The 20,142-nt window shown below is 40.8% G+C and carries 21 protein-coding genes; 18 read left to right on the top strand and 3 right to left on the bottom strand.

Going from position 1 to position 20,142, the window contains the following annotated elements:
• Positions 1-60: 60 nt before the first annotated feature.
• From uvrC to dnaJ, 16 genes are all read left to right on the top strand, one after another.
• The gene (uvrC, locus tag ADH81_RS04875; protein WP_049526913.1) at positions 61-1,881 is read left to right on the top strand and encodes an excinuclease ABC subunit UvrC; all 1,821 of its coding nucleotides are present in this window, start codon (positions 61-63) and stop codon (positions 1,879-1,881) included.
• A 74-nt stretch (positions 1,882-1,955) separates the two neighbouring features.
• Positions 1,956-2,906 (top strand): 16S rRNA (cytosine(1402)-N(4))-methyltransferase RsmH, encoded by a 951-nt coding sequence (gene rsmH / locus ADH81_RS04870; protein ID WP_049526911.1) that lies wholly within the window; start codon positions 1,956-1,958, stop codon positions 2,904-2,906.
• Positions 2,907-2,915: 9 nt separating this feature from the next.
• Complete coding sequence (gene ftsL, locus ADH81_RS04865) at positions 2,916-3,233, top strand: cell division protein FtsL (protein WP_049526909.1); 318 nt, start codon at positions 2,916-2,918, stop codon at positions 3,231-3,233.
• 3 nt (positions 3,234-3,236) lie between these two features.
• Positions 3,237-5,492 carry a penicillin-binding protein PBP2X gene (gene pbp2X, locus ADH81_RS04860; protein ID WP_049526907.1) on the top strand — a complete coding sequence of 752 codons (2,256 nt, stop codon included), beginning with the start codon at positions 3,237-3,239 and terminating at the stop codon, positions 5,490-5,492.
• Position 5,493: 1 nt separating this feature from the next.
• Complete coding sequence (gene mraY, locus ADH81_RS04855) at positions 5,494-6,474, top strand: phospho-N-acetylmuramoyl-pentapeptide-transferase (RefSeq protein WP_049526906.1); 981 nt, start codon at positions 5,494-5,496, stop codon at positions 6,472-6,474.
• A gap of 126 nt (positions 6,475-6,600) precedes the next feature.
• Positions 6,601-7,128: an FUSC family protein gene (locus ADH81_RS04850; RefSeq protein ID WP_025171302.1), complete on the top strand. Its 528-nt coding sequence runs from the start codon at positions 6,601-6,603 to the stop codon at positions 7,126-7,128.
• Positions 7,129-7,203: 75 nt separating this feature from the next.
• The gene (gene glnR, locus ADH81_RS04845; RefSeq protein ID WP_000659543.1) at positions 7,204-7,560 is read left to right on the top strand and encodes a transcriptional repressor GlnR; all 357 of its coding nucleotides are present in this window, start codon (positions 7,204-7,206) and stop codon (positions 7,558-7,560) included.
• A 35-nt stretch (positions 7,561-7,595) separates the two neighbouring features.
• Positions 7,596-8,942, top strand: a complete 1,347-nt coding sequence (gene glnA / locus ADH81_RS04840; protein ID WP_045763630.1) for a type I glutamate--ammonia ligase — start codon at positions 7,596-7,598, stop codon at positions 8,940-8,942.
• A 119-nt stretch (positions 8,943-9,061) separates the two neighbouring features.
• The gene (locus tag ADH81_RS04835; RefSeq protein ID WP_049526904.1) at positions 9,062-9,382 is read left to right on the top strand and encodes a PadR family transcriptional regulator; all 321 of its coding nucleotides are present in this window, start codon (positions 9,062-9,064) and stop codon (positions 9,380-9,382) included.
• Complete coding sequence (locus ADH81_RS10730; RefSeq protein WP_049526902.1) at positions 9,382-9,957, top strand: DUF2812 domain-containing protein; 576 nt, start codon at positions 9,382-9,384, stop codon at positions 9,955-9,957. Before ADH81_RS04835 ends, ADH81_RS10730 begins: the two co-directional genes overlap by 1 nt.
• Positions 9,958-9,991: 34 nt before the next feature.
• Complete coding sequence (locus tag ADH81_RS04825; RefSeq protein ID WP_049526900.1) at positions 9,992-10,504, top strand: DUF2812 domain-containing protein; 513 nt, start codon at positions 9,992-9,994, stop codon at positions 10,502-10,504.
• 161 nt (positions 10,505-10,665) lie between these two features.
• Positions 10,666-11,700 (top strand): heat-inducible transcriptional repressor HrcA, encoded by a 1,035-nt coding sequence (gene hrcA, locus ADH81_RS04820; RefSeq protein ID WP_049526899.1) that lies wholly within the window; start codon positions 10,666-10,668, stop codon positions 11,698-11,700.
• A gap of 26 nt (positions 11,701-11,726) precedes the next feature.
• Positions 11,727-12,242 (top strand): nucleotide exchange factor GrpE, encoded by a 516-nt coding sequence (grpE, locus tag ADH81_RS04815; protein WP_045763635.1) that lies wholly within the window; start codon positions 11,727-11,729, stop codon positions 12,240-12,242.
• A gap of 293 nt (positions 12,243-12,535) precedes the next feature.
• Positions 12,536-14,359, top strand: a complete 1,824-nt coding sequence (gene dnaK / locus ADH81_RS04810; RefSeq protein ID WP_049526895.1) for a molecular chaperone DnaK — start codon at positions 12,536-12,538, stop codon at positions 14,357-14,359.
• A 284-nt stretch (positions 14,360-14,643) separates the two neighbouring features.
• Entirely contained in the window at positions 14,644-15,276 is a 633-nt protein-coding gene (locus ADH81_RS04805; protein WP_049526893.1) for a DJ-1/PfpI family protein, read from the top strand.
• A 270-nt stretch (positions 15,277-15,546) separates the two neighbouring features.
• The gene (dnaJ, locus tag ADH81_RS04800; protein WP_001066325.1) at positions 15,547-16,683 is read left to right on the top strand and encodes a molecular chaperone DnaJ; all 1,137 of its coding nucleotides are present in this window, start codon (positions 15,547-15,549) and stop codon (positions 16,681-16,683) included.
• 86 nt (positions 16,684-16,769) lie between these two features.
• On the opposite strand, the gene ADH81_RS04795 is transcribed toward dnaJ, so the two are convergent.
• The 3 genes from ADH81_RS04795 to ADH81_RS04785 all read right to left on the bottom strand — a co-directional run bounded on the left by ADH81_RS04795 (position 16,770) and on the right by ADH81_RS04785 (position 18,211).
• Entirely contained in the window at positions 16,770-17,423 is a 654-nt protein-coding gene (locus ADH81_RS04795; protein WP_049526891.1) for a hypothetical protein, read from the bottom strand.
• Positions 17,424-17,503: 80 nt separating this feature from the next.
• Positions 17,504-17,791, bottom strand: a complete 288-nt coding sequence (locus ADH81_RS04790) for a hypothetical protein (protein ID WP_049526888.1) — start codon at positions 17,789-17,791, stop codon at positions 17,504-17,506.
• A 9-nt stretch (positions 17,792-17,800) separates the two neighbouring features.
• Positions 17,801-18,211 carry an HIT family protein gene (locus tag ADH81_RS04785; protein WP_049526887.1) on the bottom strand — a complete coding sequence of 137 codons (411 nt, stop codon included), beginning with the start codon at positions 18,209-18,211 and terminating at the stop codon, positions 17,801-17,803.
• Positions 18,212-18,278: 67 nt separating this feature from the next.
• On the opposite strand from ADH81_RS04785, the gene ADH81_RS04780 reads away from it, so the two are divergent.
• Positions 18,279-19,010, top strand: a complete 732-nt coding sequence (locus ADH81_RS04780) for an ABC transporter ATP-binding protein (protein ID WP_049526885.1) — start codon at positions 18,279-18,281, stop codon at positions 19,008-19,010.
• Positions 19,007-20,056, top strand: a complete 1,050-nt coding sequence (locus ADH81_RS04775) for an ABC transporter permease (protein ID WP_049526883.1) — start codon at positions 19,007-19,009, stop codon at positions 20,054-20,056. Before ADH81_RS04780 ends, ADH81_RS04775 begins: the two co-directional genes overlap by 4 nt.
• Positions 20,057-20,142: the final 86 nt, after the last annotated feature.

Genomic DNA, 20,142 nt, shown 5'->3' with positions numbered 1-20,142 from the left:
AACGAAAAATAGAGCTCCCTGATGTAAGCAATGAGGGGAGCTTTTTGCTATAATGGAACTATGAATAACTTGATTAAATCAAAACTAGAGCTCTTGCCGACCAGCCCTGGTTGTTACATTCACAAGGATAAAAACGGCACTATTATCTATGTAGGAAAGGCTAAAAATCTACGTAATCGTGTACGGTCTTATTTCCGTGGAAGTCATGATACCAAAACAGAAGCCTTGGTGTCTGAGATTGTAGATTTTGAGTTTATTGTCACGGAGTCTAATATTGAGGCGCTTCTTTTAGAGATTAATCTCATTAAGGAAAACAAGCCCAAGTACAATATTATGCTCAAGGATGACAAGTCTTATCCTTTTATTAAAATTACAAATGAGCGCTATCCTCGCTTGATTATCACCCGTCAAGTCAAAAAAGACGGAGGTCTCTATTTTGGACCCTATCCGGATGTGGGCGCTGCTAATGAAATTAAACGGCTATTGGATCGGATTTTCCCATTTCGCAAGTGTACCAATCCACCATCAAAGGTTTGTTTTTATTACCATATAGGGCAGTGCATGGCTCACACCATCTGTAAGAAAGACGAGGCTTATTTCAAAGCTATGGCGCAAGAAGTCTCTGATTTTCTTAAGGGCCAAGATGACAAAATCATTGATGAACTCAAAAGCAAGATGAACTTGGCGGTCCAGAGTATGGAATTTGAACGCGCGGCGGAATATCGAGATCTGATTCAGGCTATTGGCACTTTGCGAACTAAGCAACGAGTCATGGCTAAGGATCTCCAAAACCGAGATGTCTTTGGTTACTATGTGGATAAGGGTTGGATGTGCGTCCAGGTCTTCTTTGTCCGTCAGGGCAAGTTGATTGAACGCGATGTCAATCTCTTTCCTTACTACAACGATCCTGATGAGGATTTCTTGACCTATGTGGGACAATTTTATCAGGAAAAATCTCATCTGGTTCCCAATGAGATTTTGATTCCTCAGGATATTGATGAAGAGGCAGTTAAAGCCTTGGTGGATACCAAAATTCTCAAACCCCAACGCGGTGAGAAAAAACAACTGGTTAATCTGGCTATCAAAAACGCTCGTGTTAGTTTAGAGCAGAAGTTTAATCTGTTAGAGAAATCAGTTGAGAAGACTCAAGGGGCTATTGAAAATCTGGGACGACTTCTACAAATTCCAACCCCAGTCCGTATCGAGTCCTTTGATAACTCCAATATCATGGGGACTAGTCCAGTTTCTGCCATGGTAGTTTTTGTCAATGGGAAACCGAGCAAGAAGGATTACCGCAAGTACAAGATAAAAACAGTTGTTGGGCCAGATGACTACGCAAGTATGCGAGAGGTTATTCGCAGACGTTATGGCCGAGTCCAACGAGATGGTTTGACACCGCCTGACTTAATCGTTATTGATGGAGGACAAGGTCAGGTAAATATTGCTAAGCAAGTTATCCAAGAAGAGTTGGGGTTGGATATTCCTATCGCAGGGCTTCAAAAGAATGACAAGCACCAAACCCATGAATTGCTTTTTGGAGATCCGCTTGAGGTGGTAGAGCTGTCTCGTAATTCTCAGGAATTTTTCCTCTTGCAACGCATCCAAGATGAGGTCCATCGCTTTGCTATCACTTTCCACCGTCAACTGCGCTCTAAAAATTCCTTCTCCTCTCAATTGGATGGAATTGAAGGCCTGGGTCCGAAACGCAAGCAAAATCTTATGAAATATTTCAAATCTCTGGCAAAAATCAAGGAAGCCAGCGTGGATGAGATTGTGGAAGTTGGCATACCAAGAGCAGTGGCAGAGGCTGTTCATCAACACTTGAATCCTCAAGAGCGTGTAGAACTAGCACAGGTTGCTGAGTCTCCTGCTGAATACTAGTGATAAAGCAGCAAGGAAAGGTTTTTGCTTTAGCGAGTGCAAGCTAGTCAGAATTGTGGTAAAATAGATAAGATATGACTAAAGAATTTCATCATGTAACGGTCATGCTCCATGAAACTATTGATATGCTAGATGTGAAACCTGATGGTATTTACGTTGATGCGACCTTGGGTGGAGCAGGCCATAGCGAGTATTTATTAAGTAAACTAAGTGAAAAGGGGCATCTCTATGCCTTTGACCAGGACCAGAATGCCATTGATAATGCACAAAAACGTCTGGCGCCTTATATCGAAAAAGGAATGGTCACCTTTATCAAGGACAACTTCCGTCATTTGCAGCTACGTTTGCAGGAAGCAGGTATAGAAGAGATTGATGGTATTTGTTATGACTTGGGAGTTTCTAGCCCGCAGTTGGATCAGCGTGAGCGTGGTTTTTCTTATAAAAAGGATGCGCCACTGGATATGCGGATGAACCAAGAAGCTAGTTTGACAGCTTATGAGGTTGTCAATCACTATGACTATCATGATTTGGTACGAATCTTTTTCAAATATGGAGAAGACAAGTTTTCCAAGCAGATCGCTCGGAAGATTGAACAGGCGCGTGAGTTGAAACCAATTGAGACAACGACTGAATTAGCAGAGATTATCAAGTCTGCTAAGCCTGCCAAGGAACTCAAGAAAAAAGGTCATCCGGCCAAGCAAATTTTCCAAGCCATCCGTATTGAGGTCAATGATGAATTAGGAGCTGCAGATGAGTCCATCCAACAAGCTATGGAATTACTAGCAGTGGACGGAAGAATCTCAGTCATTACCTTTCATTCGCTGGAAGATCGCTTGACCAAGCAATTGTTCAAAGAGGCTTCAACAGTGGAGGTGCCAAAAGGCTTGCCATTCATCCCGGATGATCTCAAGCCTAAGATGGAATTAGTCTCTCGCAAACCGATTCTACCAAGCAAGGAGGAGTTGGAGGCCAATAATCGTTCCCACTCAGCCAAGCTACGAGTAGCTCGAAAAATTCACAAGTAAGGGGATAAAATGGTAGACAAAAGAGAAACGACGAGCCAATTACTGCAAGCTCGTATCAAGAGATTTTCACGTGTTGAAAAGGCCTTTTACCTTTCAATTGCCATTACAGCCCTTGTCTTAGCCATCAGTGTGGTCTATATGCAAACCAAGCTTTTACAAGTCCAGAGTGAACTAACGACTGTTAATGCTCAAATTGAAGAAAAGAAAACGGAGTTGGATGATGCTAAGCAAGAAGTCAATGAATTGATCCGTTCAGAGCGTCTGACAGGGATTGCAGATTCGCAAGAACTGAAATTAAATAATGAAAATATCCGATCGGCGGAGTAGTATATGAAAACCTGGAAAGAAAAAATAGTAGACTTTGCCATTAAGAATCGCAAATCTCCCCTTGAAAACCGCAGACGAGTTGGGAAGAGTCTCAGTCTCTTGGCCGTCTTTCTCTTTGCTGTTTTTTTGGTTAACTTTGCGGTGATTATTGGTACGGGGAAGAAGTTTGGCGTTGACCTGGTCAAAGAAGCAAGTAAAGTTCACCAAACAACTCTAACAGTTCCTGCTAAGAGGGGGACCATTTATGATCGTAATGGAACGCCGATTGCAGAGGATGCAACATCCTATAATGTTTATGCTGTCATTGATAAGGACTATAAATCAGCTAATGGGGATGTTCTATATGTAGAGGAATCTCAGTACAATAAGGTAGCCGAAATTTTCCATAAGTACTTGGATATGGAGGAATCCTACGTCAAAGATCAACTCTCTCAACCAAATCTCAAACAGGTTTCCTTTGGTGCTAAAGGAAATGGAATTACCTACGCTAATATGATGTCTATTAAACAGGACTTAGAAGCTGCCAAGGTCGAGGGTGTCAATTTTACCACTAGTCCCAATCGAAGTTATCCAAATGGAAAATTTGCTTCATCCTTTATTGGTTTAGCTCAGTTACATGAAAATGAGGATGGGACAAAAAGCCTTATTGGGACATCTGGTATGGAGAGCTCCTTAAATAGCTTGCTGGCAGGGACAGATGGCATTATTACCTATGAAAAAGATCGTTTAGGTAATATTGTTCCAGGTACGGAACAAGTTACCCAACAAACGGTAAATGGAAAAGATGTCTACACGACCTTATCCAGTCCTTTGCAGTCCTTTATGGAAAGTCAAATGGATGCCTTTCAAGAAAAAGTTAAGGGCAAGTACATGAATGCGACCTTGGTTAGTGCCAAGACAGGGGAAATTCTTGCTACAACCCAAAGACCGACTTTTGATGCAAATACAAAAGAAGGCATAACAGATGACTTTGTTTGGAGAAATATCCTCTATCAAAGTAACTATGAGCCAGGTTCGACCATGAAGGTCATGACCTTAGCTGCTGCTATTGACAATAAAACCTTCTCTGGAGGCGAATACTTTAATAGTAGTGAATTAAAGGTTGCTGATGCGACTATCAGGGACTGGGATGTTAATGATGGCTTATCAGCTGGAAGTATCATGACTTACTCACAAGGGTTTGCTCACTCAAGTAATGTGGGTATGACCTTGCTCCAACAAAAGATGGGGGATGCTACTTGGTTAGAATACCTTAATCGATTCAAGTTTGGAGTTCCAACTCGTTTTGGAATGCCCGATGAGTATGCGGGACAACTACCTGCAGATAACGTTGTTAATATTGCTATGAGTGCTTTTGGTCAAGGTATCTCTGTTACCCAAACCCAGATGCTTCGAGCTTTTACAGCCATTGCTAATGATGGGGTTATGCTAGAGCCTAAGTTTATCAGTGCCCTTTATGATCCTAATGATCAGACAGTGCGGAAGTCCAAAAAGGAAATTGTAGGTAATCCTGTATCCAAAGAAGCAGCTAGTTTGACTCGAGAAAATATGATTTTGGTTGGTACAGATCCTGTTTATGGTACGATGTACAATAAACTTACCGGTAAACCAATCGTTACTGTACCAGGTCAGACTGTTTCTGTAAAATCAGGAACTGCCCAGATTGCTGACGAACAAAAAGGGGGATACTTAGTTGGGAAAACAAATTATATCTTTTCTGTAGTAACCATGCATCCTTCTGAAAATCCAGATTTTATCCTCTATGTCACAGTTCAACAACCACAACATTTTGCTTCGGTACAACTAGGAGAATTTTCCAACCCGATTCTGGAGCGAGCTTCAGCCATGAAAGAGACGCTCAATCTTCAATCTACGGCTAAGAATTTGGACCAAGTGACAACTACAACTAGTTATGCAATGCCAGAACTGAAGGATTATGGTCCTGGAGAACTAGCTGAAGAACTCCGTCGTAACCTTGTACAACCAATTGTTATCGGTTCAGGAACAAAAATCAAAGAAAGCTCAGTAGAAGAAGGAACCAATCTAGATGCCAATCAGCAAATCTTACTCCTTTCAGATAAGGTAGAAGAGATGCCTGACTTATATGGCTGGTCTAAGAAAAATGTTGAAACCTTTGCCAAATGGCTGAATCTTGAAGTTGAGTTTGAAGGCACAGGAGAAACTGTTAAAAAGCAAAGTGTTCGTTCCAATACAGCTTTAAAAGATTTACAGAAAATAAAAATAACATTAGGAGATTAGAATGCTTATTTCTATCTTTGCTGGAGTGATTGCCTTTATTCTAACAGTCATAGGAATTCCAGCCTTTATCCGTTTTTACCATAAAGCGCAGATTACCGGTCAACAGATGCATGAGGATGTCAAACAACACCAAGCAAAAGCTGGGACACCAACAATGGGAGGACTCGTCTTTCTCCTAGCAGGAGTTTTAGTTAGTCTGGTCCTTGCTCTCGTGACTAATCAATTAACCAATAATGTCGGAATGATCCTCTTTATCCTGGTCTTATATGGTTTGGTCGGTTTCTTGGATGATTTCCTCAAGGTTTTCCGCAAAATCAATGAAGGACTTAATCCTAAACAGAAGCTTTTGCTTCAGTTGGTCGGAGGGGTTATCTTCTATTTCTTCTATGAAAGAGGAGGAGATATCTTAAATGTATTTGGTTTTCCCTTGCATTTAGGTGTTCTTTATATTCTCTTTGCCCTCTTCTGGTTGGTCGGTTTTTCAAATGCAGTTAATCTGACTGACGGAATCGATGGCTTGGCAAGTATTTCGGTGGTGATTAGCCTATCTGCTTATGGAGTGATTGCCTATGTGCAAAATCAGCTTGATATCTTACTAGTGATTGTAGCTATGATTGGTGGTCTTCTTGGCTTCTTTGTCTTTAACCACAAGCCTGCTAAAGTTTTCATGGGAGATGTTGGTAGCCTAGCCCTTGGAGGGATGTTAGCGGCTATTTCCATGGCACTGCACCAAGAATGGACGCTGCTTTTGATTGGTCTAGTGTATGTCTTTGAAACAACATCTGTTATGATGCAAGTCACCTACTTTAAGTTGACTGGAGGAAAACGTATCTTCCGTATGACACCAGTTCACCATCATTTTGAGTTGGGGGGCTTTTCTGGAAAAGGCCAAGCTTGGAGTGAGTGGAAGGTCGACTTCTTCTTCTGGGGAGTGGGCTTACTCGCTAGTCTCTTGACTTTAGCTTTCATGTATTTGTTCTAAAAATAGAATATTGATTATAAGAGAGAAGGATTAAGTTCCTTCTCTTTTCTATTTCCATCAGTTTATTGCATCCCCTTCTCAAAAATAGGTAAATTTATGGTAAAATGGAAATAGAAAGTTGAAATGATGAGTTATTTTAAAAAGTATAGATTTGACAAATCCAAGTTTAAGTTAGGGATGCGAACTTTCAAGACAGGGATCGCTGTTTTTTTAGTTCTCATGATTTTTGGTTTTTTTGGTTGGAAAGGACTTCAGATTGGAGCCTTGACTGCAGTTTTTAGTTTAAGAGAAGACTTTGACAAGAGTGTTCATTTTGGTACTTCTCGTATTCTCGGAAATAGTATCGGTGGTTTTTATGCCCTGATTTTCTTTCTCTTAAATAATCTTTTTCACGGTGCCTTCTGGGTAACCCTCCTAGTTGTTCCAATTTGTACCATGTTAACCATTATGACAAATGTTGCTATGAACAATAAAGCAGGTGTTATCGGTGGAGTTGCGGCTATGTTGATTATTACCTTATCAATTCCAAATGGTGAGACTGTTTTGTACGTGTTTGCCCGAGTTTTTGAAACATTTATGGGTGTTTTTGTAGCAATTCTTGTAAATTACGATATTGATCGTTTACGGAGTATTTTATTGAAAAAAACAAAATAATGTCACAAGATATAACATTATTGATTGACGATTGAATTTTTTTAGACTATAATAGACAGAAAGAAGGAAGTGTACATGAAGGAAAAAGAATTTCGTCGCAATATGGCAGTTTTTCCTATTGGTAGTGTTATGAAGCTGACCGATCTTTCGGCGCGCCAAATTCGTTATTATGAAGACCAGGAATTGATTAAGCCTGATCGTAACGAGGGCAATCGCCGTATGTATTCTTTGAATGACATGGATCGATTGCTTGAGATTAAAGATTATATCTCTGAAGGTCTGAACATTGCTGCCATCAAGAAAAAATATGCTGAACGTGAGGCGAAGTCTAAAAAGCCAGTGAGTCAAACTGAAGTACGAAGAGCCCTTCGGAATGAAGTTCTCCAACAAAGTCGCTTTGCTTCTCAACAATCACCTTTTGGTCGCGGTTAGGCAACCGCAAGTCGTCATATATAAGGAGAAAAACCATGCCAATCACAGCTGCAGATATTCGTCGTGAAGTTAAGGAAAAAAATGTAACCTTTATCCGTCTCATGTTTTCAGATATTTTGGGAACTATGAAAAACGTCGAAATTCCTGCTACAGATGAACAACTAGACAAGGTCTTGTCAAACAAGGCTATGTTTGATGGATCTTCTATTGAAGGGTTTGTTCGTATCAACGAATCTGATATGTACCTATACCCTGACTTGGACACTTGGACAGTCTTTCCTTGGGGAGATGAGAACGGTAGTGTCGCAGGATTGATCTGTGATGTCTATACAACAGAAGGGGAACCATTTGCGGGAGATCCTCGTGGAAACCTCAAACGTGCTCTTCGTCACATGGAAGAAGTTGGATTCAAATCTTTCAACCTTGGACCAGAGCCAGAATTCTTCCTATTTAAGCTTGATGAAAATGGAGACCCAACTCTTGAGGTAAATGACAAGGGTGGTTACTTTGATTTGGCACCTACAGATCTTGCTGATAACACTCGTCGTGAGATCGTTAACGTCTTGACCAAAATGGGATTTGAAGTTGAAGCAAGTCACCACGAAGTTGCTGTAGGTCAACATGAGATTGACTTTAAGTACGATGAAGTTCTTCGTGCTTGTGATAAGATTCAAATCTTTAAACTCGTTGTAAAAACAATTGCACGTAAACATGGTCTCTATGCAACCTTTATGGCTAAACCAAAATTTGGTATCGCTGGTTCAGGTATGCACTGTAATATGTCTTTGTTTGATGCTGAAGGAAACAATGCCTTCTTTGATCCAAATGATCCAAAAGGGATGCAATTGTCAGAAACTGCTTACTACTTCCTTGGTGGTTTGATCAAACATGCTTACAACTATACAGCTATCATGAACCCAACCGTTAACTCATACAAACGTTTGGTTCCAGGCTACGAAGCCCCTGTTTACATCGCTTGGGCAGGTCGCAATCGTTCACCACTTGTCCGCGTACCAGCATCACGCGGAATGGGAACACGTTTGGAGTTGCGCTCAGTGGACCCAATGGCAAACCCTTATATTGCTATGGCTGTTCTTTTAGAAGTTGGTTTGAACGGTATCGAAAACAAAATTGAAGCACCAGCACCAATCGAGGAAAACATCTACATCATGACTGCAGAAGAGCGTAAAGAGGCTGGCATTACTGACCTTCCATCAACTCTTCACAACGCTTTGAAGGCTTTGACAGAAGACGAAGTGGTTAAAGCAGCCCTAGGTGAACATATCTACACTAGCTTCCTTGAAGCTAAACGCATCGAGTGGGCAAGCTACGCTACCTTTGTCTCACAATGGGAAATTGATAACTACCTAGATCTTTACTAATAACAAATAAGAAGATTGTCCGTGAGGACGATCTTTTTTTTCTTGCATTTTATATCGAGGTGTGATATATTTTATATAACGAAGTGCGATATATCGAGCTAAATAGGAGGTCTGGTTAAATGGAATTAACAGATAAGATTAGACGTGTCTACCTTCCCATGACTGAAACGGGATTTTATATTCTGTTCTGTCTGCAAAAGGAGAACCATGGCTATGGTATTAGACAAAAGGTCAAAGAAATGACAGATTCGCAGGTTTCGATTAGTCCTGGAACTATGTATGGAACCCTGTCAAAGATGGAAAAGGATGGTTTGATTTCCTTTGTCCGAGAAGAGGAAAAACGTAAAATCTATCAGATAACAGACTTGGGCCAAAAAGTTTTAGACATTGAGTTGAAACGTATTGAACGGCTCTACAGAAACAGTCGGGAGGAGCTTTGATGGAAAAGAAAGTTGTTTATAGAATTGCTACCATTGCGGATTATGATAGAGAGGCTCTCTATCTCGGAGAAATGCATGCTCAGGGCTGGAAACTTAAGGAAGTAAGTTATTCTAACTTAGTAGTTGCGGTTAAGTATACTTTTGAAAAGTGCCAACCGGAGCAGGTGGTTTATCAGTTGGACTTTTATCCTATGAAAAAATCAGAGAGAGCTTCCTATTTACAATTATATAAAGACTGTGGCTGGGAGCATATTACAGACTTTAATGGTTTTTCCTACCTTAGAAAGCTTTATTCTGGAGTTGAGTCGGATGCCGAGTTTGAAATTTATAATGACGCGGCCGGGAAGTTAGCAATGGTCAAGAAAATTTTAACAATGCGGATGCTTCCTATTTTACTTCTCTTTTCAGCGCTACTACCGATTTTCTCAAAGTTACTCAGTGGAGGTAGTTATTTCAGTTGGGGAATGTTTTTGATTGTTATCATAGACTGTACTTTATTGATCGTTTTTGCGATTCAGATTTCTTATATTTTTTGGAGATTGTTTCAAAAGTGGAAAGAATTATCCGATAAATAAAATCAAGCATGTTTTCTAATTTGGAGGTCAGACAATGAATAGCAAAGTACAATTTCGAATGTTTACCATTTTTGATTTTGATAAGGTAGAAGAGTATTTGCATGAGATGCATTTGGAAGGTTGGAAATTTAAATCGAATCGTTTTGGTTTTTTCTATTTTGAACAATGCCGACCAGATGATGTGATTTACCGTGTGTGGAATACTAGCTACCTTAGAAAAAATGAGGTAGATTTACAAAGTATTAAGGATAGAGGATGGGAATTTGTGGAAAATTGTTCTTATTCTGTTTTTCGAAAAGCAACTTGTGATGTAGATTTAAATGATCGATTTTTCATGGACAATCGTCTTAGATGGGATGGTGTGAAATCTGGATTTCGTACATCTACAGTTTCTATCTCTGGTGGTCTTGTTGTTTGTATGAGTCTGTTTCGCGAAAGTCTCTCTCAATCTTTCTTCCTTATTTTTGCCCTTTATGCCCTCATGATTTCTTACCTCATCTATAGTTTTTACAGACTTAAAAAGAAATATCTTGAGAATGTAAGATGATTTTCTAGGTCCTCAGACCGATTTTTAGCACTCTTAGTAAAAGAGTGCTAATTTTTTGAGTTTTTGTCTTGACATTCTTTTCTAAGGGTGTATAATAGAATCATAAGTTAGCACTTGGATATATCGAGTGCTAAAACGATCTATCAGAGAGGAGTAGCGAGATGGTTACAGAACGTCAGCAGAATATTTTAAATCTGATTATTGACATCTTTACCAAAACGCACGAACCTGTTGGATCTAAGGCCTTGCAAGAGTCTATCAACTCTAGCAGTGCTACTATTCGAAATGATATGGCAGCTCTAGAAAAGCAAGGTTTACTTGAAAAGGCTCATACTTCCAGTGGTCGGATGCCCAGTGTGGCTGGATTTCAATACTATGTCAAACACTCCTTATCCTTCGACCGTTTAGCTGAAAATCAAGTTTATGAGATTGTAAAAGCCTTTGATCAAGAATTCTTCAAGCTAGAGGATATTTTTCAAGAGGCAACGAGAATCTTGGCAGACTTGAGTGGTTGTACGGTTGTAGCACTAGATGTAGAACCAAGTAGACAGAAGCTGACAGCTTTTGACATCGTTGTTCTCGGACAACATACAGCCCTTGCTGTTTTTACGCTTGATGAGTCTAGAACAGTTACCAGTCAGTTTTTGATTCCGAGAAATTTCTTGCAGGAGGATTTGAACCGCCTCAAGACCATGATTCAAGAACGTTTCCTGGATCAGACTGTTTTGGATATTCACTACAAGATTCGGACAGAGATTCCGCAAATTATCCAACGTTACTTCACAACAACGGATAACGTTATGGATCTCGTCGAACATATCTTTAAAGAAATGTTCAATGAAAATATCGTGGTTTCTGGCAAAGTCAATCTTTTGAATTTCGCTAATCTAGCTGCCTATCAATTCTTTGATCAACCACAAAAGGTTGCTTTGGAAATTCGAGAAAATCTGATTGGCGACCAGATGCAAAGTGTCCGAGTTGCGGATAGCCAAGAATCCTGTTTAGCTGACTTAGCAGTGATTAGCAGTAAGTTCCTGATTCCCTATCGTGGATTTGGAATTCTTGCGATTATAGGTCCGGTTAATCTGGATTATCAACAATTGGTTAATCAACTTAATGTTGTCAATCGAGTTTTGACTATGAAGTTGACGGATTTTTACCGCTATCTCAGCAGTAATCACTATGAAGTGAATTAAGATTGAAATCATTAAAGGAGGCGAAAATGGCCCAAGATATTAAAAATGAAGAAGTAAAAGAAGAGGAAGTTGTGGAAACAGCTGAAGAAACAACTCCTGAGAAGTCTGAATTGGACTTGGCTAATGAACGTGCCGAGGAATTTGAAAACAAATATCTTCGTGCCCATGCAGAAATGCAAAACATTCAGCGTCGTGCCAACGAAGAGCGCCAACTCTTGCAACGCTATCGTAGCCAAGATTTGGCAAAAGCGATCTTACCATCACTGGATAACCTCGAACGTGCCCTTGCCGTTGAAGGGTTGACAGATGATGTGAAGAAGGGCTTGGAAATGGTCCAAGAAAGTTTGGTACATGCTCTGAAAGAAGAAGGAATTGAGGAAATCCCAGCAGATGGAGAATTTGACCATAACTACCATATGGCCATTCAAACAGTCCCAGCAGATGACGAACATCCAGCAGATACCATCGCACAAGTCTTCCAAAAAGGCTATAAACTCCATGACCGCATCCTAAGACCGGCAATGGTAGTGGTTTATAACTAGGCGATAAGTCAGAAATCTGTGATTTCGACTCCTCGTGTCGTAACATAATAGGAACCTTGTCCGAAATGACACTAAACTATGAAAGAAAGATAAAGAATGATTCAGCTTTGCCAATAGTGAGCGAAACGAACCAAAGGCGATACTCTTCGCCGTGGCGGTATTTTCGCAAACTTTGAGACCTGAGGCTCAAAGTTTAGTCAAAGAGATTGACGAAGTCAAACTCTGACGGCGTCGCCACTTAAGAAGAGTATCAAAAAGAAAAAAAGAAGAAAAAACAACAAGGAGAAAAACATATGACTAAAATTATCGGTATTGACTTAGGTACAACAAACTCAGCAGTTGCAGTTCTTGAAGGAACTGAAAGCAAAATCATCGCAAACCCAGAAGGAAACCGTACAACTCCATCTGTAGTGTCATTCAAAAACGGTGAAATCATCGTTGGTGATGCTGCAAAACGTCAAGCAGTCACAAACCCAGATACAGTCATCTCTATCAAATCTAAGATGGGAACTTCTGAAAAAGTTTCTGCTAATGGTAAAGAATACACTCCACAAGAAATCTCAGCTATGATCCTTCAATACTTGAAAGGTTATGCTGAAGAATACCTTGGTGAAAAAGTAACTAAAGCAGTTATCACAGTTCCAGCTTACTTCAACGATGCTCAACGTCAAGCGACTAAAGACGCTGGTAAAATCGCTGGTCTTGAAGTAGAACGTATCGTCAACGAACCAACTGCAGCAGCCCTTGCTTATGGTTTGGACAAGACTGACAAAGAAGAAAAAATCTTGGTATTCGACCTTGGTGGAGGTACATTCGACGTATCTATCCTTGAACTCGGTGATGGTGTCTTTGATGTATTGGCAACTGCAGGGGATAACAAACTCGGTGGTGACGACTTTGACCAAAAAATCATCGACCACTTGGTAGCAGAATTCAAGAAAGAAAACGGCATTGATTTGTCAACAGACAAGATGGCCCTTCAACGTTTGAAAGACGCGGCTGAAAAAGCTAAGAAAGACCTTTCTGGTGTAACTTCAACACAAATCAGCTTGCCATTCATCACTGCTGGTGAAGCTGGACCTCTTCACTTGGAAATGACTTTGACTCGTGCGAAATTTGACGATTTGACTCGTGACCTTGTAGAACGTACAAAAGTTCCAGTTCGTCAAGCTCTTTCAGATGCAGGTTTGAGTTTGTCAGATATCGACGAAGTCATCCTTGTTGGTGGTTCAACTCGTATTCCTGCCGTTGTTGAAGCTGTTAAGGCTGAAACTGGTAAAGAACCAAACAAATCAGTGAACCCTGATGAAGTTGTTGCCATGGGTGCTGCTATCCAAGGTGGTGTCATCACTGGTGATGTGAAAGACGTTGTCCTTCTTGACGTAACTCCATTGTCACTTGGTATCGAAACAATGGGTGGAGTCTTCACAAAACTCATCGACCGTAACACAACTATTCCAACATCTAAATCACAAGTCTTCTCAACTGCAGCAGACAACCAACCAGCCGTTGATATCCACGTTCTTCAAGGTGAACGCCCAATGGCAGCAGATAACAAGACTCTTGGACGTTTCCAATTGACTGATATCCCAGCTGCACCTCGTGGTATCCCACAAATCGAAGTGACATTTGACATCGACAAGAACGGTATCGTATCTGTTAAAGCGAAAGATCTTGGAACTCAAAAAGAACAAACAATTGTTATCCAATCTAACTCAGGTTTGACAGACGAAGAAATCGACCGCATGATGAAAGATGCAGAAGCTAACGCTGAAGCAGATAAGAAACGTAAAGAAGAAGTTGACCTTCGTAACGAAGTAGACCAAGCTATCTTTGCGACTGAAAAGACAATCAAAGAAACTGAAGGTAAAAGCTTCGATGCAGAACGTGATGCTGCCCAAGCTGCCCTCGATGAGCTTAAGAAAGCCCAAGAAGACAACAACTTGGACGAAATGAAAGCAAAACTTGAAGCATTGAACGAAAAAGCTCAAGGACTTGCCGTTAAACTCTACGAACAAGCCGCAGCAGCGCAACAAGCTCAAGCAGGAGCAGAAGGCGCACAAGCAACAGGAAACGCAGGCGATGACGTCGTAGATGGAGAGTTTACTGAAAAGTAAAACAATCCAGTGGATTGTTTTAGCGGAACCTCCTGAAATAAAGAAAGGTTCCGAGATTTTAGGATTCCTTTAATCCGAAACTCAATTCAGCCTAACTCGTTAAGAATGACTAATCACTAAAGTGATTGTCATTCTACGGCAATCGCTATGGCGACTTGCCTAAACGCCTTACTAGTTCAAAAACAAAGTATAATCGACTTTGTTTTTGAACGTCGTAATAATAAGAAGAAATCCAGAGGTTGCAACCCAGCCTCTGTTTTTCGGTAAAATAGAGGATGTTGCGAATGAAAAAAGTACTTTGTATCATTTATCCTAATTTTTCTCTTTATGAAATAACCGCTTTAACGAGTACTTTAGCTCTGTCTTTTGACGTCACGATTGATTATGTCGCTTCAGATCATTCGATAGTGGTCTCTGAGGATGGTTTGCCCTGTCAACCGACCAAAACACTAGATCAGATCCGTATAGAAGAGTATTCTTGTGTGATTTTGCCAGGAATGGTAAACATAGGACCTGCCCTACAGGATGAGAAATTGATTTCGTTCTTGAGGGACCTTGGTGAGCGAGATGTCTTGATTGCAGCCATTTCTTCAGCGCCTCTTTTATTGGCGAAAGCAGGCTTGTTGAAGGACACGAAATTTACAGGTGGAATTTGGCAAAACTTCTTTGACTATTTTGAATTTCTTCCACGTGAAAATTTCCAACCCAAAGTTCTTGTGCAAGATAAACAAATCATTACGGCTATAGGCTTTGCGCACCAAGAGTTTGCAAGAAAAGTGATTCTAAGTTTAGGGTTGACAGAAAATACGGACAACTATTTTAAAGAACAGAATGAGTACGCAGAAGAGGATTTGATATTTACTCTATCAGATGAAGAGTTTGATCAAGTGAAGCAGAGTATAGAAAACAGCCTCTAAAGATTTACTTATAAATTATAGAAAGGAACAAAGAGCGTTCGGGGAATTGAACTCGAGCTCTAAAGTTTCTTACTCAATATGAAAGAAAGGAATTGAACCCGACCTACATCGAGGTTTGATTTACAACATCAATAGAAAGGACAAATGTGTTCGCAACTGAACACGGGCTACGGACTGTGCCAAAAAGATAGTTTTTTCTAGGACGTAAGCGTCCGTCGTCAAAACTCCTATTTTGCCTGTGTCCGTTTAACGCCCTTTGTATCTTGAATTATGAACAATACTGAATTTTACGACCGTTTGGGCGTTTCGAAAAATGCATCTCAAGATGAGATCAAGAGAGCCTATCGGAAATTATCTAAAAAATATCACCCAGATATCAACAAGGATCCTGGTGCTGAGGACAAGTACAAGGAAGTTCAAGAAGCTTATGAAACTTTGAGCGATGAACAGAAACGTGCTGCCTATGACCAATATGGTGCTGCTGGTGCCAATGGTGGTTTTGGTGGTGCTGGCGGTTTCGGAGGCTTCGACGGAGCAGGTGGCTTTGGTGGATTTGAAGATATCTTCTCAAGCTTCTTTGGTGGTGGCGGTGCATCACGTAATCCAAACGCCCCTCGTCAAGGTGACGACCTCCAGTATCGCGTTCATTTGACTTTTGAAGAAGCTATTTTTGGTACAGAAAAGGAAGTCAAATACAATCGTGAAGCAAGCTGTCGTACTTGTAATGGGTCTGGTGCTAAACCTGGAACAAGTCCAGTTACTTGTGGACGCTGTCATGGTTCAGGTGTGATCAATGTTGATACCCAAACACCTCTCGGTATGATGCGTCGCCAAGTAACCTGTGATGTCTGTCATGGCCGTGGTCAAGAAATCAAAGATCCATGTACAACCTGTCATGGAACTGGTCATGAAAAACAAGCCCATAGCGTACACGTAAAAATCCCTGCTGGTGTGGAAACAGGTCAACAGATCCGCCTAGCTGGTCAAGGTGAAGCAGGATTTAACGGTGGACCATATGGTGACTTGTACGTGGTGGTTTCAGTTGAAGCAAGTGATAAGTTTGAACGTGAAGGAACCACTATCTTCTACAATTTGAACCTCAATTTTGTTCAAGCAGCACTTGGTGATACAGTAGACATCCCTACAGTTCATGGTGATGTAGAATTAGTCATTCCAGAAGGAACTCAGACTGGTAAACGATTCCGTCTACGCGGTAAAGGTGCGCCTAGCCTTCGTGGTGGTGCCCTTGGTGACCAATACGTGACTGTCAATGTTGTGACTCCAACAGGCTTGAACGAACGACAAAAAGCAGCCTTGAAAGAATTCGCAGCTGCAGGTGATCTAAAAGTCAATCCAAAGAAAAAAGGCTTCTTTGACCATATTAAAGATGCCTTTGAAGGAGAATAAAGCATAAAGTAAAAAGAGCCTTCGGGCTCTTTTTTCGTGCAATCTTTAGACTTTTAGCATGGGAGAAAGAATCTCCAACTGGTTTACTATTGATATTTTTGAATGAGTAAGCCAGCCTCATCCATGTCCTGGATGAGTTGCTTGAGTTCTGCTTCCTTGCCAGGCTTAACAGTGACGGTATCAATGCGCTTAATCGCCGAATTGTCCTGGATATCCACCAAGGTCAAAGCTTTTTCATAAAATGCGATTCCCTTTTTCATGCTTTCTGGATCCCTCCAAGAGAGAATAAAGTAAGAAGGATTTGATTTCTTTCCGATTTCTTGGAAATACTTCTCGCCTTCCTCCTCTAAAAATTGGGATAAACCATGATTGAATAAGTTGTCTTCTACTGAATGGTAGGAAATATCTCCTGTGTTTAAGACATAGACTTTGAGTCGGTTTTTAGTGAGGTTTGGACTTTCTTTTAGAACTGGGTGGCTATTGATGACCTCGTCTGAGAAAGTCACATAAAAATCTAAGCCCCCACCCTCGAATTGATAGCTTCCATTTGATTCTACTTTCTCAGGAGGCAGGTCAAGGGAGATAAAGATTTGTTTTAAGGCCTCATTTCCTTCTCGGATGTCACTCGGTGAGGCCTTGAACAGATTGGCCAGTATTAGAAATGCCAGAGCTACAAGAAGGCTGAGGCCACCACAAATAATCAAGATGATCCGCGTCAGAACTTTAAAAAACTGTTTCATTTTCATGCCCTCCCTTGTCTATTAAGATCTGCTAACCCAAAATGGATTTAAAGGGGAAATAAGGAAAATTGGAGTTTCCCTTAGTTTTCTTCAGTTTTCTGCAATTCTTTTAGTACAGCAAGTCTTGCTTGAAGGTCTTTTTCAAAGACTTTAAACTTATAGGTCAAATCTTTTTGATATTCCTTGATGAGTTCTTTTTGTTGGTCGATAATTTGCAGGCTATCTTGGATGATATCCAAGTCATCCTTAATGGCTTCAACACGATCAGTAGTATCTAAAACTTCTTCAGTGATAGCTTGGCGATTCTTAACGAGGAGGTATGAACCGACTGCAGAGCCTGCAAAAAGTAGTAAATTTGATAGTTTCATAGTGACTCCTTAAGCGTTTTTGATTGTTTCAGCGACTCGAGCAAGTTTGTCGAAGTCTGGTTCATGTGCGATAAAGTCAATTTTTAGGTCGTCATCTGCACTATACCGAGGAACGAGGTGCACATGGGTATGGAAAACGGTTTGTCCAGCAACTTCTTCACAGTTGGCGATGATATTCATACCTTCAGCTTTGGTAGCTTTCATGACTTTTTGAGCGATCTTTGGTACTTGGGCGAAAAGTTGGCTGGCGCTTGCAGCATCCATTTCTAAAAGATTGCGGTAGTGTTCTTTTGGTACGACCAAGGTGTGACCAGGTGTTACTTGTGAGATATCAAGGAAGGCAAGAACTTGATCATCTTCGTAAACCTTTGATGTGGGAATCTCCCCTGCGATAATTTTACAAAAAATACAATCTGACATAAAATCTACCTCTACTGTATTGAATTTTGATATAATATAGCTACATTATACCAGATTTGGAGAAAATATGTTAGAAATTAAAAACCTGACAGGTGGCTATGTTCATGTCCCTGTCTTGAAAGATGTGTCCTTTACAGTCGAGAGTGGACAACTGGTCGGTTTGATTGGCCTCAATGGTGCTGGAAAATCAACGACCATCAATGAAATTATTGGACTTTTGACACCTTATAGTGGAGAAATCAACATCGACGGGCTAACCTTAGGTGCCAATCCTCGTGAATATCGTCAGCAGATTGGTTACATTCCTGAAACTCCTAGTTTGTACGAGGAATTGACTCTCAGAGAACATATCGAGACGGTTGCTATGGCCTATGGTATTGAACAAAATCTAGCTTTTGAACGTGTAGAACCGCTTTTAAAAATGTTTCGTTTGGATCAGAAATTAGACTGGTTCCCAGTTCATTTTTCAAAAGGGATGAAGCAGAAGGTCATGATTATCTGTGCCTTTGTCGTGGATCCGAGTCTCTTTATCGTCGATGAACCTTTCCTTGGTCTTGATCCCTTGGCAATTTCAGACTTGATTCAGCTTTTGGATCTTGAAAAGAAAAAAGGCAAGTCTATCCTCATGAGTACCCACGTTCTTGACTCTGCTGAAAAAATGTGTGACTCTTTTGTCATTCTTCACAAAGGACAAGTGAGGGCTAAAGGGGATCTTGAAGAGCTGAGACAAGCTTTTGCCATGCCTCAAGCAAGTCTCAATGATATCTATCTGGCTTTGACCAAAGAGGAGGACAGATGAAAGACTTGTTTCTAAAGCGAAAGCAGGCTTTTCGTAAAGAGTGTGTCGGTTATCTGCGCTATGTGCTCAATGACCACTTTGTCTTGTTTTTACTGGTCTTGGTAGGTTTTCTAGCCTATCAGTATAGTCAACTGCTCCAGCATTTTCCTGAGAATCACTTACCAATCCTATGTTTAATTGGAATTGTCTCTGTTTTACTCATGCTTTGGGGTGGAATCGCGACCTATGTGGAAGCACCTGATAAGCTCTTTCTCTTAGTAGCTGAAGAAGAAGTAAGAGAACACATCCAGAAGCAAAGTCTAGTTTCCTTCATCTCTTGGGTTAGTGTACAGACTCTCTTCTTGCTTCTTTTTGCCCCTCTATTTTTAGCCATGGGCTTGGGCTTAGGAGTTTTTGGTGTTTATGTTCTTCTGTTGGGAGTCGGGAAATATTTCCTGTTTCAGAAAAAGACTGGCAAGTTTTTTAGTGCAAATCATCTGGACTGGGACTATGTGATTGCCCAAGAAAGTAAACGCAAGCAGTTTTTACTTCGTTTCTTTGCCCTCTTTACCCAAGTCAAGGGAATTTCAAACAGCGTCAAGAGACGAGCTTATCTAGATGTTATCCTAAAAGCAGTTCAGAAGGTGCCGAGCAAGATTTGGCAGAACCTCTATCTTCGTTCTTATCTGCGAAATGGAGATCTTTTTGCCCTCAGTCTTCGCCTCCTCTTCCTATCTTTGCTGGCGTTGATCTTTATCGAGCAGTCTTGGATTGCGACAGCAGTAGTGGTTCTATTTAACTACCTCTTGCTCTTTCAGTTATTGGCCCTCTATCACGCCTTTGATTACCAATATTTGACTCAACTTTTCCCGCTAGACAAGGGGCAAAAGGAAAGGGGATTACAGGCGGTTGTCCGAGGATTGACTGGTTTTGTTTTATTGGTTCAACTGGTAGTTGGGGTGATTACCCTCCAAGAAAAACTAGCTCTTTTAGCCCTGCTTGGAGCTGGATTGGTCTTACACATCTTGTATCTCCCTTATCAGGTGAAACGTCAGATGCAGGACTAAATCTTATAAGATTAGATGAAAATGAGGTTGGGACAAAAGATCCCGACCTCACTTTTTATTAGCAATCAAACTTTGACGCGGTAGCT

The sequence above is a fragment of the Streptococcus pseudopneumoniae genome (assembly GCF_001072925.1).
Lineage (GTDB): Bacteria > Bacillota > Bacilli > Lactobacillales > Streptococcaceae > Streptococcus > Streptococcus pseudopneumoniae_Q.
The sequence above is the reverse complement of the archived record's forward strand: the minus strand, read 5'-3'. Positions and strand labels throughout refer to the sequence as shown.

Bases quoted from the DNA above. Each gene is read 5' to 3' on its own strand.
- ADH81_RS10730 (WP_049526902.1), top strand. From the start codon at position 9,382: ATGGAAAAGAAAGTTGTTTATAGAATTGCTACCATTGCGGATTATGAT.
- rsmH (WP_049526911.1), top strand. From the start codon at position 1,956: ATGACTAAAGAATTTCATCATGTAACGGTCATGCTCCATGAAACTATT.
- glnA (WP_045763630.1), top strand. From the start codon at position 7,596: ATGCCAATCACAGCTGCAGATATTCGTCGTGAAGTTAAGGAAAAAAAT.
- ftsL (WP_049526909.1), top strand. From the start codon at position 2,916: ATGGTAGACAAAAGAGAAACGACGAGCCAATTACTGCAAGCTCGTATC.
- ADH81_RS04825 (WP_049526900.1), top strand. From the start codon at position 9,992: ATGAATAGCAAAGTACAATTTCGAATGTTTACCATTTTTGATTTTGAT.
- ADH81_RS04805 (WP_049526893.1), top strand. From the start codon at position 14,644: ATGAAAAAAGTACTTTGTATCATTTATCCTAATTTTTCTCTTTATGAA.
- hrcA (WP_049526899.1), top strand. From the start codon at position 10,666: ATGGTTACAGAACGTCAGCAGAATATTTTAAATCTGATTATTGACATC.
- ADH81_RS04835 (WP_049526904.1), top strand. From the start codon at position 9,062: ATGGAATTAACAGATAAGATTAGACGTGTCTACCTTCCCATGACTGAA.
- pbp2X (WP_049526907.1), top strand. From the start codon at position 3,237: ATGAAAACCTGGAAAGAAAAAATAGTAGACTTTGCCATTAAGAATCGC.
- ADH81_RS04795 (WP_049526891.1), bottom strand. From the start codon at position 17,423: ATGAAACAGTTTTTTAAAGTTCTGACGCGGATCATCTTGATTATTTGT.
- ADH81_RS04790 (WP_049526888.1), bottom strand. From the start codon at position 17,791: ATGAAACTATCAAATTTACTACTTTTTGCAGGCTCTGCAGTCGGTTCA.
- dnaK (WP_049526895.1), top strand. From the start codon at position 12,536: ATGACTAAAATTATCGGTATTGACTTAGGTACAACAAACTCAGCAGTT.
- mraY (WP_049526906.1), top strand. From the start codon at position 5,494: ATGCTTATTTCTATCTTTGCTGGAGTGATTGCCTTTATTCTAACAGTC.
- glnR (WP_000659543.1), top strand. From the start codon at position 7,204: ATGAAGGAAAAAGAATTTCGTCGCAATATGGCAGTTTTTCCTATTGGT.
- uvrC (WP_049526913.1), top strand. From the start codon at position 61: ATGAATAACTTGATTAAATCAAAACTAGAGCTCTTGCCGACCAGCCCT.
- ADH81_RS04780 (WP_049526885.1), top strand. From the start codon at position 18,279: ATGTTAGAAATTAAAAACCTGACAGGTGGCTATGTTCATGTCCCTGTC.
- ADH81_RS04775 (WP_049526883.1), top strand. From the start codon at position 19,007: ATGAAAGACTTGTTTCTAAAGCGAAAGCAGGCTTTTCGTAAAGAGTGT.
- ADH81_RS04850 (WP_025171302.1), top strand. From the start codon at position 6,601: ATGAGTTATTTTAAAAAGTATAGATTTGACAAATCCAAGTTTAAGTTA.
- ADH81_RS04785 (WP_049526887.1), bottom strand. From the start codon at position 18,211: ATGTCAGATTGTATTTTTTGTAAAATTATCGCAGGGGAGATTCCCACA.
- dnaJ (WP_001066325.1), top strand. From the start codon at position 15,547: ATGAACAATACTGAATTTTACGACCGTTTGGGCGTTTCGAAAAATGCA.
- grpE (WP_045763635.1), top strand. From the start codon at position 11,727: ATGGCCCAAGATATTAAAAATGAAGAAGTAAAAGAAGAGGAAGTTGTG.